Consider the following 11,547-nt stretch of genomic DNA (forward strand, 5'->3'; position numbering starts at 1 on the left):
TTCACCTGTAACCGAATCTGTTGGACCTGCCGTATGGCGGGTGCGGGCCCAGTGCGATGATGAGCGCGCCATGAACGCCCCCCACCCGCGCGCGGCGCGCACCGGAAGCGGACTGCGGCTCCTGCGGGCCGCGGTGTTCGCCGCGCTCTGTGTCGTACTGGCCGCGGCGGGGCACACCCTGGCATCCTGCGCGACCGTTCCGCTGTGGACGCTCGGCGCGGGCTTCCTGGGCACCCTGGCACTCGTCGCCCCGCTCACCGGGCGGCCCCGCACGCTGCCGGGGATCGTGGCACTGCTCGCGGTCATGCAGACCACGCTGCACACGCTGTTCGGGCTCGGTCAGCACGGCGGCGCGGCGATGTCGGCCGGCTCGATGTCCATGTCGTCGACGACTTCCATGTCGTCGATGCCGGGCATGTTGTCGACGACTTCCCTGACCTCCCTGTCGGCGAGTGACGCCTCGCTGGTCGAGCGGGCCGCGCGGCTGGTGTGCGGGGCCGGGGCGGCGCAGCTCAGCCCCGCCCACGCGTACAAGATCCTCTCCGACGCGCATCTCAGCACCTCCACCCCCGACTCGGCCGCGGGCCTGAGCGGCACGGCCCATGCGGCGGACGTCACCGGGGCCTCCGGCTCGCTGCTGCCCTCCGTGCCCATGCTCCTCGGACACCTCCTCGCGGCCGTCGTCGCCGGATGGCTGCTGCGCCGGGGCGACCTGGCGTTGCTGCGGCTGATCGAGCTGTCGGCGCACGGGGTCGCCGAAGGGGCGCTCGTCCGTTCGCTGCGCGGGGCGCTCGCGCTGGCGTGCGCTCTGTGCGCCGGGCTCATGGCCATACCCGAGGCGCCCGCGCACAGCCGTCGCAACACCTGGGACGAGCCGCCCGCGCCGCACACCGTCGCACTCCAGCACTCCGTGATCCGGCGTGGGCCGCCCATGGCCGCCGCCGTACTCGTTCTCGCCGCCTGACGCGACGCGACCAGAGCACTTCCCGGGATCTGTCCGGATCCGGAGGGGCCTGCCGCCGTCGCGCGGCACGCGCGCGTGCGCGCTTCCCGCTGCCCGCGCGCCCCCTCAACGACAGAACTCACTCAGAGTGGAGTGCTCCCTGCCATGAAGGCTTTCCGTGCCATGAAGGCTTCCCGTGTCGCCGCCGTCACCGCCGTCGCGGGCGCGGCCGTCCTGGCCGTCTCCTCGCCCGCGTTCGCACACGTCAGCGTGCAGCCCGAGGGCACCGCCGCCAAGGGCGGTTACGCGGTCATCGACTTCAAGGTCCCCAACGAACGCGACAACGCCTCGACCACCAAGCTCGAGGTCAACTTCCCCGCCGACCACCCGCTGGCCTCCGTGATGCCGCAGCCGATGGCCGGCTGGAAGGTCGAGGTCACCAAGTCCAAGCTGGCCAAGCCGATGGAGATGCACGGCGAGACGATCTCCGAGGCGGTCACCAAGGTCACCTGGACCGCCGCGGACAAGGGGATCGAACCCGGCTACTTCCAGAAGTTCCCGCTCTCCGTGGGCGCCCTGCCCGAGAACACCGACGAACTGGTCTTCAAGGCGATCCAGACGTACTCCGACAACGAGGTCGTCCGCTGGATCGAGGTCCAGCAGAAGGGCCAGGAGGAGCCCGAGAACCCGGCCCCGGCCCTCGCGCTGTCCGCCGCCACCGACGACCACCACGGGACCACCACCGCCGAGGACACCGCGGCCAAGACCGAGACCACGGCCTCCGACGACTCCGGCTCCTCGGGCGGCAGTGACACCACCGCCCGCGTCCTCGGCGTCGTCGGCATCGTGGTCGGCGCCGCCGGGGTCGCCTACGGCGTCCTCGCCGGCCGCCGCCGGTCCGCCGGCTCCGAGGCCTGAGCTCAAACGTCCGTAGCGCGCACAGGGGGCCGTGCGAGGCTGTCGAGGCTCCGACAGCTCTCGTACGCCCCGGTAGCTCTCGTACGCCCCCGGCGCGCGCCGGATCTCTCACATCTGGGACATTTTCCTATGCGCAAGAAGACGTTCGCCGCGGCCGCGCTGCTCGCCGCCGCCACTCTCACCCTCTCCGCCTGCGGCAGCGGCGACGACAGCAAGTCACCCGTGACCGTGGTCGCCGGAGACACCTCGAACAAGGCCGCGACCGTCCTGGACCAGCCGTTCCAGAAGCCTGATCTGGTGCTCACCGACACCCACGGCAAGAAGTACGACCTGCGCGCCGAGACCAAGGGCAGGCCGACGCTGATCTACTTCGGCTACACGCACTGCCCCGACGTCTGCCCGCTGACCATGAACAACCTCGCGGTCGCCAAGAAGGCGCTGTCCAAGGCCGACCAGGCCAAGCTGCGGGTCGTGTTCGTCACCACCGACCCCGCCCGGGACACCCCGGCCGAACTCGGCAAGTGGCTCAAGGGCATCGACTCCCAGTTCATCGGCCTGACCGGCGACTTCTCCACCATCCAGGCCGGCGCCCGCACCATCGGCATCTCCATCGAGCCGACCCACAAGGACAAGAAGACCGGCAAGACCGTCTCGGTGCACGGCACCCAGGTCCTGGCGTTCTCGCCGAAGACCAACGGCGGTTACGTCCTCTACGGCGAGAACGCCACCGTCGACGACTACACCAAGGACCTCCCCAAGCTGATCAAGGGGGAGAACCCGTGAGGCGTCCGGCCCTGCGCCTCCCGGCACTGCCCCGCCCGGCGCTGACCGGGCGGCGGCTCGCCCTGACCGGCGTGGCCGCGACCGGCATAGCCCTGGCCGGCGCGCTGGTCCTGGCGGGCTGCGGCGGCTCGGATTCTTCGGGCTCCTCGGGAACCGGACTCTCGGTCGGCGCCTCTTACATGCCCCAGCCGGTCTCCGCCGACATGGCCGCCGGCTTCCTGACGATCACCAACAAGGGCGCCACCAACGACGAGCTGACGTCCGTCACCAGCGACTCCGCCGGTCAGGTCACCATGCACGAGACCAACGGCGGGGCGATGGAGGAGGTCAGCTCCTTCGAGGTGCCCGCCCACGGTCAACTCGTGTTCAAAAGCGGTGGCAACCATCTGATGTTCGAGAAGCTGAAGCGCCGCCCGAAACAGGGCGACACGATCACCCTGAAGCTGAAGTTCGCCGAATCCGGTCCGCTCACCGTCGAGATGCCGGTGAAGTCCGCCACGTACAACCCGTCGACCGGACACTGAGGGAGGGACCGACCTTGACGCGGACCATCACCCCCCGCCTGCGCACGCTGGTGCTGCTGTTCCTCGCCGTCACCGGCGCGCTGTTGGCCGGCGCCGGGCCGGCCTCCGCGCACGCCGCGCTGACCGGCAGCGACCCCGCCCAGGGGGTGGTGGTCCCGAAGGCACCCGACCAGGTCTCGCTCACGTTCTCCGAGAACGTGTCGCTGAACAGCAACTCGATCCGGGTCCTCGACCCCGCGGGCAAACGGGTCGACGTGGCCAAGCCGAACAACCTGACCGGGACGACCTACGGCGTCCAGCTCAAGAGCGGGCTGGGCAAGGGCACGTACACCGTCGCCTGGCAGGTGGTCTCGGCGGACAGCCACCCCGTCGCCGGTGCCTACACCTTCTCCGTCGGCGCGCCCTCCAAGACCGTCGCCTCGGTCGGGGACCAGGACGCGGGCGGCGGGGTCGTCGGCTGGCTCTACGGCTTCGGGCGGTACATGTCGTACGCCGGATACATCGTGCTCGTCGGCGGTGCCGCCTTCGTGCTCGCCTGCTGGCAGCGCGGCGCCGGCGTACAGGCCCTGCAGCGGCTGGTCGTCGGCGGCTGGCTGACGCTCACCGCGGCCACCCTCTGGCTGCTCCTGCTGCGCGGCTCGTACACCACCTCCGGCAGCTTCGGCGACATCTTCGACCTGAACCTGCTCGGCCAGGTCCTCCAGACCAAACCCGGCGCCGCCCTGATCTCCCGGCTGCTGCTGCTCGCGGCCGCCGCGCTGTTCATCGCCGTCCTCTTCGGGGCCTACGACAAGCGTGAGGAGGGCGCGGAGAAGCGGGACCTGACCTTCGGGCTCGCCATCGGCGGCACCGTCGTGGCCGCCGGGCTCGCGGCCAGCTGGGCCATGGCCGAGCACGCCTCCACCGGGCTCCAGCCGGGCATCGCGATGCCGGTCGACGTCATCCATCTGCTCGCCGTCGCCACCTGGCTGGGCGGCCTGACCGCCCTGCTGTTCGCCCTCTACCGGGCGCCGGCCGACAACCCCGTCGGCTCCACCGCGGTACACCGCTTCTCCCAGGTGGCTTTCGGAAGCGTGGTGGCACTGGTCGCCACCGGCATCTACCAGTCCTGGCGCCAGCTCGGCTCCTGGTCGGCGTTCACCGACACGGCCTACGGGCAGCTGCTGCTGGTCAAGATCGCGCTGGTGGCGCTGCTGGTCGGCATCGCGTCCATCTCACGGCGGTGGACGGGACGGCTCGCGGACACGGCGGTGACGGAGACGGAGGACTCGGTCGGGGAAGTCACCGATGCGGAGGAAGCGAAGGAGACCGTCAAGGCGTCCGCCGCCACGAAGGAGGCATCGGTCAAGTCCGGCGCGTCCAGCACGTCCGCCGTTTCCGCCGCTTCTGGCACCTCCGGCGCGTCCGCCGCTTCTGGCGTGTCCGGCATGTCGGGCGCGTCCGGCACCAACGTCTCCGGCAGCGGAGGCTCCGCCGGTGACGACTCCGCGGACCCCGGCCGCGCCGCCCAACTGGCCAGGCAGCAGGCCGCCAAGGACGCCGCCCGGCAGAAGCGCGTCCGCGACGCCGACCCCAACCGCTTCGGCCTGCGCCGCTCGGTGCTCGCCGAGGCCGGGGTCGCCGTCGCCCTGCTCGCGGTCACGACCGTGCTGACGCAGACCGAACCGGGCCGCACCGAGCAGGATGCCAAGGCCACCGCCGCGGCGGCGTCCTCCTCCTCGTCCGCCGCCTCGAACTCGTCCTCGGGCGCGCTGACCCTCGACATGTCCTTCGACACCGGCGGCAAGGACGGCAAGGGCGTCGTCCGCGTCGACCTCGACCCCGCGGCCGTGGGCAGCAACGAGATGCACGTCTACGTCCAGCGCCCCAACGGCCGGGCCTTCGACATCCCCGAGGTGAAGGTCGCCTTCACGCTCGCCGCCAAGAAGATCGGGCCGCTTCCCGTCACCCCCGACCACGTCACCACCGGCCACTGGGCCGCCAACGGAGTACAGATCCCCATGGCCGGCGACTGGCAGATCTCCGTGACCGTGCGGACCTCCGACATCGACCAGGTGACCGTCTCCAAGAACGCGCAGATCGGCTGAACCGCACCATGGCTGAACCGTCCCAGTCCCTTCGTCCGCCGGTCGCCGAGGAGAGCCCGTCCGCTCCCCCGGCCCAAGGCGTCACCCGGCGCGCACTGCTCGGCACCGCCGGGGCCACCGGACTCGTACTCGGCGCGGCGGGCGCGGGCGTCGGCTACGCGGCCGCACCCGCACCGGCCACCCCGCTCAGCACCGTGGGCTCCGACCGGGCGATGTTTCACGGGAAACATCAGCCCGGCATCACCGAGGGTCTCCAGGCGCGCGGTCATCTCATCGCCTTCGACCTGGCGGCGGGCGCGGGGCGGAAGGAGGCCGCCGCGCTGCTGCGTCGCTGGTCGACGACGGCCGAGCGGCTGATGGCGGGCGAGGCGATGACCCAGGACGACACGGATGTGGCCCGTGACGCCGGTCCCTCGTCGCTGACCGTCACCTTCGGCTTCGGCAACAGCTTCTTCGCCCGCACCGGCCTGGAGAAGCAGCGCCCCGCCGCCCTGGACCCGCTGCCCGACTTCTCCTCCGACCACCTCGACAGGGCGCGCAGCAACGGCGACCTGTGGGTGCAGATCGGCGCCGACGACGCCCTGGTCGCCTTCCACGCGCTGCGTGCCGTCCAGAAGGACGCGGGCAGCGCGGCCAGGGTCCGCTGGCAGATGAACGGCTTCAACCGCACCCCGGGCGCCACCAGCCACCCCATGACGGCCCGCAACCTCATGGGCCAGCTGGACGGCACGCGCAATCCGAAGCCGACGGACTCCGACTTCGACAAACGGATCTTCGTACCGGCCTCCGGTTCGACCGACCCGGCCTGGATGGCGAACGGCTCCTACGCCGTCGTACGCCGGATCCGCATGCTCCTCGACGACTGGGAGAAGCTGTCGCTCGCGGCCCAGGAGAACGTCATCGGGCGCAAGAAGTCGAACGGGGCACCGCTGTCCGGGGGCTCCGAGACGACGGCGATGGACCTGGAGAAGGCCAGGGCCGACGGCGAGTACGTCGTCCCGATCAACGCCCATGCCCGGATCACCCGGCCCGACCAGAACGGGGGCGCGGCCATCCTGCGGCGCCCGTTCTCGTACCACGACGGCATCGACGCCGACGGAACGCCGGACGCGGGGCTGCTCTTCGTCTGCTGGCAGGCGGATCCGCTGCGCGGGTTCGTGCCGGTGCAGCGGAAGCTGGACCGCGGAGACGCGCTCTCGCAGTACATCCGGCACGAGGCGAGCGGACTGTTCGCCGTGCCGGGCGGGGCGACCGAAGGGGAGTACGTGGGGCAGCGGCTGCTGGAGGGCTGAGGCGCGGAGAGTTGCGCTTCCGGGTTTCAAACCACCCGGTCGAGTGGATCCGATGGGACAAGCGAGCCGCGCTCCCCTGCGCCCATTAGGGTGAGGGACATGCCAGCGAGCTATGCGTATCTCGGTCCCGAAGGCACCTTCACCGAAGTCGCCCTGCGCACTCTTCCGGAGGCGGCCACCCGGGAGCTGATCCCCTACGTCTCCGTGCAGTCGGCGCTGGACGCGGTGCGGGGCGGCGAGGTCGAGGCCGCCTTCGTGCCGATCGAGAACTCCGTCGAGGGCGGGGTCACCACGACCCTCGACGAGCTGGTCGCCGGCGAACCGCTGACGATCTACCGCGAGGTGCTGCTGTCGATCACCTTCGCGCTGCTGGTCCGCCCGGGCACCAAGCTCTCCGAGATCAAGACGGTGACCGCGCACCCGGTCGCCCAGCCGCAGGTCCGCAACTGGCTGCGGGCCCACCTCCCCGACGCCCTCTGGGAGTCCGCGGCCTCGAACGCGGACGGCGCCCGGCTGGTGCAGGAGGGCCGCTACGACGCCGCGTTCGCCGGTGAGTTCGCGGCCGAGCGGTACGGCCTGGAGGCCCTGGAGACCGAGATCCACGACGCGAAGAACGCGCAGACCAGGTTCGTCCTGGTCGGCCGTCCGGCCCGGCCCGCGGCCCCGACCGGCGCGGACAAGACCTCCGTCGTGCTCTGGCAGAACGACGACCACCCCGGCGGGCTGCGCGATCTGCTCGGCGAGTTCGCCACCCGGGGCATCAACCTGATGCTGCTGCAGTCCCGGCCCACCGGCGCCGGCATCGGCAACTACTGCTTCTGCATCGACGCCGAGGGACACATCTCCGACCGCCGGGTGGCGGAGGCCCTGATGGGGCTGAAGCGGATCTGCCGGCAGGTCCGGTTCCTCGGCTCGTACCCGCGGGCGGACATCAAACCGGGCGAGACCGTGGGACCGACGCGGCCGGGGACGTCGGACGAGGAGTTCATGGCGGCCTCCGACTGGGTGGCGCGCTGCCAGGACGGCCGTTTCTAACCGGCCATACGTTCACATCTACGTTATCCACAGGGGTTATCCACAGGTCCCCAACTCGACCTGGGGACAAGTCGACAGCAACACCTGACTCTGTCGACAAATCGGCCTACAACCCACAGGCAGGCCGGTGATCACTCACATCACCCTTCGTCCACTCGTTTCCCATGGTTCATCTTTTGGAGCGACGCCTTTCCACTCGAAAGTGGGTGTTGCCCAGGTTTGGGCAGGGAATTCCTCTCTTCACACGCCGAGGCCGGAGTGATCGATTCCGAAGTCCACACCTCATCCACACAGCCTGTGGATAACTCTGGCGAGGGTGTGGATCCCTGTGGACAACCCCGCCCCCAAGTCCCGCTCTCCACAAGGGAATCGAGTCAACCACGGGCCGCAGGGCTGCCCCGTCTCGGGGAGTGAGACACTTTTTATTGACACGCTCGGCAATTCCCCCATAACGGAACGTAAGCCGCGATTCGGAACACGGGTCAATAGTGATTAGTGGGGGGCAACCCCACACCGGTAGCCTTGGCTCCGTGATTGACCTACGCCTGCTCCGTGAGGACCCCGACCGTGTGCGCGCGTCCCAGCGCGCCCGTGGAGAGGACGTCGCGCTCGTCGACGCCCTCCTCTCCGCCGATGAGCGGCGCAGGTCCTCCGGCGTCCGCTTCGACGAGCTGCGCAACGAGCAGAAGCAGCTCGGCAAGCTCATCCCCAAGGCCGCCGGGGACGAGAAGGCCGAGCTGCTGAAGAAGGCCGGCCAGCTCGCCGCCGATGTCAAGGCCGCCGACGCCGAGCGCGACGCGGCCGACGCCGAGACCCAGGAGCTGCTGCTCAGGCTCGGCAACCTCGTCCACCCCGACGTGCCCGTCGGCGGCGAGGAGGACTTCGTCACGCTTGAGGAGCACGGCACGATCCGTGACTTCGGTGCCGAGGGCTTCGAGCCCAAGGACCACCTGGAGCTGGGCCAGCTGCTCGGCGCGATCGACGTCGAGCGCGGCGCCAAGGTCTCCGGCTCCCGCTTCTACTTCCTGACCGGTGTCGGCGCCCTCCTGGAGCTGGCGCTGGTCAACGCGGCGATCGCGCAGGCCACCGAGGCCGGCTTCACACCGATGCTGACCCCGGCACTGGTCCGGCCGCAGTCCATGGCGGGCACCGGCTTCCTCGGCCAGGCGGCCCAGGACGTCTACCACCTGGACAAGGACGACCTCTACCTGGTCGGCACGTCCGAGGTGGCGCTCGCCGCGTACCACATGGACGAGATCATCGACGCCGAGCGGCTCCCGCTGCGCTACGCCGGCTTCTCGCCCTGCTTCCGCCGCGAGGCCGGTTCGCACGGCAAGGACACCAAGGGCATCTTCCGCGTCCACCAGTTCGACAAGGTCGAGATGTTCTCCTACGTCGCCCCCGAGGACTCGGAGGCGGAGCACCAGCGTCTGCTGGCCTGGGAGAAGCAGTGGCTGACCTCGCTGGAGCTGCCGTTCCGCGTGATCGACGTCGCCACCGGTGACCTCGGCTCCTCCGCGGCCCGCAAGTTCGACTGCGAGGCGTGGATCCCGACGCAGGGCAAGTACCGCGAGCTGACGTCGACGTCCGACTGCACCGAGTTCCAGTCCCGCCGGCTGTCGATCCGGGTCCGTGACGGCAAGCAGGTCAAGCCGCTGGCCACGCTGAACGGCACGCTGTGCGCCGTACCGCGCACGATCGTGGCCATCCTGGAGAACCACCAGCTGGCCGACGGATCGGTCCGGGTCCCCGAGGTGCTGCGCCCGTACCTGGGCGGCCGGGAGGTCCTGGAGCCGGTGTCCCGGTGAGCTTCCCCTACGGGCTCATCGCCACCGACCTCGACGGAACGCTCCTCGGCCCCGACGAGTCGATCTCGCAGCGCACCCGTGACGCGCTCGCCGCGGCCACCGCGGCGGGCGCCGCGCACATCGTCGTCACCGGCCGCGGGGCCCCCTGGACCCGGCACATCCTCGACGACCTCGGCTACGACGGCCTCGCCGTCTGCGCCCAGGGGGCGCAGGTGTACGACGCCGGGTCGCACCGCCTGCTGACGTCCGTGACGCTGGACCGTCAGCTGGCCGGGGTCGCCCTGGCGAAGATCGAGGCGGAGGTCGGCCCGCTGTACCTCGCCGCGAGCCGCGACGGCCTCGACGGCGACGTGCTGGTCGGGCCGGGGTACGCGGTGAGGGGCCATCTCCCGTCGGTCCCCTTCACCGACGCGGCCGACCTCTGGTCGGCCCCGCTGAACAAGATCTACATACAGCACCCGGAGCTGTCCGACGACGAACTGGCCGAGGCCGCACGGCAGGCGGCCGGGGGCTTTGTCACGGTGGCCATGGCGGGCGAGGGAATCGTGGAGCTGCTCCCCCTCGGTCTCTCGAAGGCGACGGGCCTGTCCCTGGCCGCGCGCCGGCTGGGCCTCACGTCCGCCGACACGATCGCCTTCGGCGACATGCCGAACGACATCCCGATGTTCGCCTGGGCGGCCCGGGGCGTGGCCATGGCCAACGCTCATGAGGAGCTGAAGGCTGTGGCGGACGAGGTGACGTCCTCCAACGAGGAGGACGGCATCGCGGTGGTGCTGGAGCGTCTGCTCGGCTGAGGTGCCGTCGAAGCGGTGCGGAGGATGCACGGATCGAACGTGCGCGGGCTTTCCGGGCCCGACCAGGGCTTGCTCTGCATCAAGCACAGCGCAAGCCAGTGCCTTACCACTCGGCCAATCCTCCGGGTGGGCGGCCCACGCGAGAGCGACCATCGCGTGCTCGAAGCGGCCGCCCCGGGCAGCTACATGGCGATCCGCCGCAGGCTGCCCTGACGGGAGCGGGACGTACTGTCGTGCATGGACATCGTCCGGCTCCTCTCCCAGATGGTGGGGTGACACAACAACTGTGCCTTCGAGCCGAGTTGGGCGCTACTGATTTTGCGGGCGCCCGCGGCCGCCCCACCACCTCACCGGCGCCACCACCTACGCCGCCCCTTGCTGAAGAACCACCCCGCCGGCGGCTCGTCCGACCGCCACGGCTGCGGCTCCGGCCCCTCGGCCTTCCACCTCGCGGCCAGCATCCGCGCCCGCGCGGACGGCTCCGAAGTCCCCGCGGACCGTATGAAGTCCTCGTCCAGGACAACCCCGTCCCAGTCCCCGTCTCCGAACCCCTCAGCCATCCCGCGCCTCCTACGCAGTGCACCCGCTTTGTCCAGTGTGCCCGGACAGAGGTGAAGCCCCCGTCAATAAAGCGGGCGTCTACTCCTCGCCCGCCAGCGTCAGCGAGCGCAGCTTCTGGCCGGCGTACCAGGTGGCCAGGACCGTCACCGCGATCAGCAGCACCGTGGCCGTCACCAGGGACACGTCGGACGTGACCAGGTCGCCGCCCGTCACCTTGTGGGCGACCGCCAGGGACCACTGCTGGACGCTCAGCGTGCGCGCGCCCGGGACGAGGGAGCCGAACAGCGCCTCCCAGACCAGCGCGTAGACGAGCCCGAAGACGACCGCGTGCCGGGACACCGTGCCCAGCAGCAGGAAGAGCGCCGCGTAGGCGATCGACGCGACCAGCGCGGCGACCGTGTAGGCGACGGCGATCTGCTGGCCGTTGCCGTTGAGGATGAAGCCCGCGATCAGTGTCGGCAGGGCCGAGAACACCATCGTCACGGCGATCGCCACGATCAGCTTGGTGAGGATGATCGTCGGCCGTTTGATCGGCTTGGACAGCAGGTACACCACCGAGCCGTCGTCGATCTCCGGGCCGATGGCCCCCGTGCCGGCGATGACGCCGATGATCGGCACCATGGTCGCGAGCGCGAGGCCGCCGAGCAGGTCGGAGGCGGTCTGGTCGTCGGCGCCGGCAAGGCCCCGGACGACGACCGAGATCGCGATGAGCAGCAGGGGCAGCGCCCCCAGGATGAGGGCCCGGCGGCGGCCGAGCAGGGCTCGATAAGTGAGCCGGGCGACTGTGGGGTCGTACATCTTC

At 70.5% G+C, this 11,547-nt stretch carries 11 protein-coding genes and 1 tRNA gene; 9 read left to right on the forward strand and 3 right to left on the reverse strand.

The window, feature by feature from the left end:
- Positions 1–70 precede the first annotated feature (70 nt).
- From ACZ4N4_RS13955 to ACZ4N4_RS13995, 9 genes are all read left to right on the forward strand, one after another.
- Positions 71–964, forward strand: coding sequence for a hypothetical protein (locus ACZ4N4_RS13955; protein ID WP_467588040.1), 894 nt, complete (start codon positions 71–73; stop codon positions 962–964).
- A 162-nt stretch (positions 965–1,126) separates the two neighbouring features.
- Positions 1,127–1,861 carry a YcnI family copper-binding membrane protein gene (locus ACZ4N4_RS13960; protein WP_467588043.1) on the forward strand — a complete coding sequence of 245 codons (735 nt, stop codon included), beginning with the start codon at positions 1,127–1,129 and terminating at the stop codon, positions 1,859–1,861.
- Between the two features lie 129 nt (positions 1,862–1,990).
- On the forward strand, positions 1,991–2,644 hold the full coding sequence (locus ACZ4N4_RS13965; RefSeq protein ID WP_467588046.1) for an SCO family protein: 654 nt from the start codon (positions 1,991–1,993) through the stop codon (positions 2,642–2,644).
- 62 nt (positions 2,645–2,706) lie between these two features.
- A complete protein-coding gene (locus ACZ4N4_RS13970; RefSeq protein WP_467589096.1) occupies positions 2,707–3,168 on the forward strand; it encodes a copper chaperone PCu(A)C in 462 nt (153 codons plus the stop codon).
- A 14-nt stretch (positions 3,169–3,182) separates the two neighbouring features.
- Entirely contained in the window at positions 3,183–5,255 is a 2,073-nt protein-coding gene (locus ACZ4N4_RS13975) for a copper resistance CopC/CopD family protein (protein WP_467588049.1), read from the forward strand.
- 8 nt (positions 5,256–5,263) lie between these two features.
- On the forward strand, positions 5,264–6,547 hold the full coding sequence (gene efeB / locus ACZ4N4_RS13980; protein WP_467588051.1) for an iron uptake transporter deferrochelatase/peroxidase subunit: 1,284 nt from the start codon (positions 5,264–5,266) through the stop codon (positions 6,545–6,547).
- A 99-nt stretch (positions 6,548–6,646) separates the two neighbouring features.
- The gene (gene pheA / locus ACZ4N4_RS13985) at positions 6,647–7,582 is read left to right on the forward strand and encodes a prephenate dehydratase (RefSeq protein ID WP_467588054.1); all 936 of its coding nucleotides are present in this window, start codon (positions 6,647–6,649) and stop codon (positions 7,580–7,582) included.
- A 530-nt stretch (positions 7,583–8,112) separates the two neighbouring features.
- Positions 8,113–9,390 (forward strand): serine--tRNA ligase, encoded by a 1,278-nt coding sequence (gene serS, locus ACZ4N4_RS13990; RefSeq protein ID WP_453568353.1) that lies wholly within the window; start codon positions 8,113–8,115, stop codon positions 9,388–9,390.
- Positions 9,387–10,184: an HAD family hydrolase gene (locus tag ACZ4N4_RS13995; protein WP_453568355.1), complete on the forward strand. Its 798-nt coding sequence runs from the start codon at positions 9,387–9,389 to the stop codon at positions 10,182–10,184. The genes serS and ACZ4N4_RS13995 overlap by 4 nt, the downstream gene beginning before the upstream one ends.
- A gap of 18 nt (positions 10,185–10,202) precedes the next feature.
- On the opposite strand, the gene ACZ4N4_RS14000 is transcribed toward ACZ4N4_RS13995, so the two are convergent.
- The 3 genes from ACZ4N4_RS14000 to ACZ4N4_RS14010 form a co-directional block, all read right to left on the reverse strand.
- Positions 10,203–10,308: transfer RNA gene (locus ACZ4N4_RS14000), tRNA-OTHER, on the reverse strand.
- A 223-nt stretch (positions 10,309–10,531) separates the two neighbouring features.
- Positions 10,532–10,744 (reverse strand): SGM_3592 family protein, encoded by a 213-nt coding sequence (locus ACZ4N4_RS14005; RefSeq protein WP_450760519.1) that lies wholly within the window; start codon positions 10,742–10,744, stop codon positions 10,532–10,534.
- A 79-nt stretch (positions 10,745–10,823) separates the two neighbouring features.
- Positions 10,824–11,543: an ABC transporter permease subunit gene (locus ACZ4N4_RS14010; RefSeq protein ID WP_453568357.1), complete on the reverse strand. Its 720-nt coding sequence runs from the start codon at positions 11,541–11,543 to the stop codon at positions 10,824–10,826.
- Positions 11,544–11,547 lie beyond the last annotated feature (4 nt).

Source organism: Streptomyces sp. NPDC026538 (assembly GCF_055567535.1).

Bases quoted from the DNA above. Each gene is read 5' to 3' on its own strand.
- ACZ4N4_RS13955 (WP_467588040.1), top strand. From the start codon at position 71: ATGAACGCCCCCCACCCGCGCGCGGCGCGCACCGGAAGCGGACTGCGG.
- ACZ4N4_RS13960 (WP_467588043.1), top strand. From the start codon at position 1,127: ATGAAGGCTTCCCGTGTCGCCGCCGTCACCGCCGTCGCGGGCGCGGCC.
- ACZ4N4_RS13965 (WP_467588046.1), top strand. From the start codon at position 1,991: ATGCGCAAGAAGACGTTCGCCGCGGCCGCGCTGCTCGCCGCCGCCACT.
- efeB (WP_467588051.1), top strand. From the start codon at position 5,264: ATGGCTGAACCGTCCCAGTCCCTTCGTCCGCCGGTCGCCGAGGAGAGC.
- pheA (WP_467588054.1), top strand. From the start codon at position 6,647: ATGCCAGCGAGCTATGCGTATCTCGGTCCCGAAGGCACCTTCACCGAA.
- ACZ4N4_RS14005 (WP_450760519.1), bottom strand. From the start codon at position 10,744: ATGGCTGAGGGGTTCGGAGACGGGGACTGGGACGGGGTTGTCCTGGAC.
- ACZ4N4_RS14010 (WP_453568357.1), bottom strand. From the start codon at position 11,543: ATGTACGACCCCACAGTCGCCCGGCTCACTTATCGAGCCCTGCTCGGC.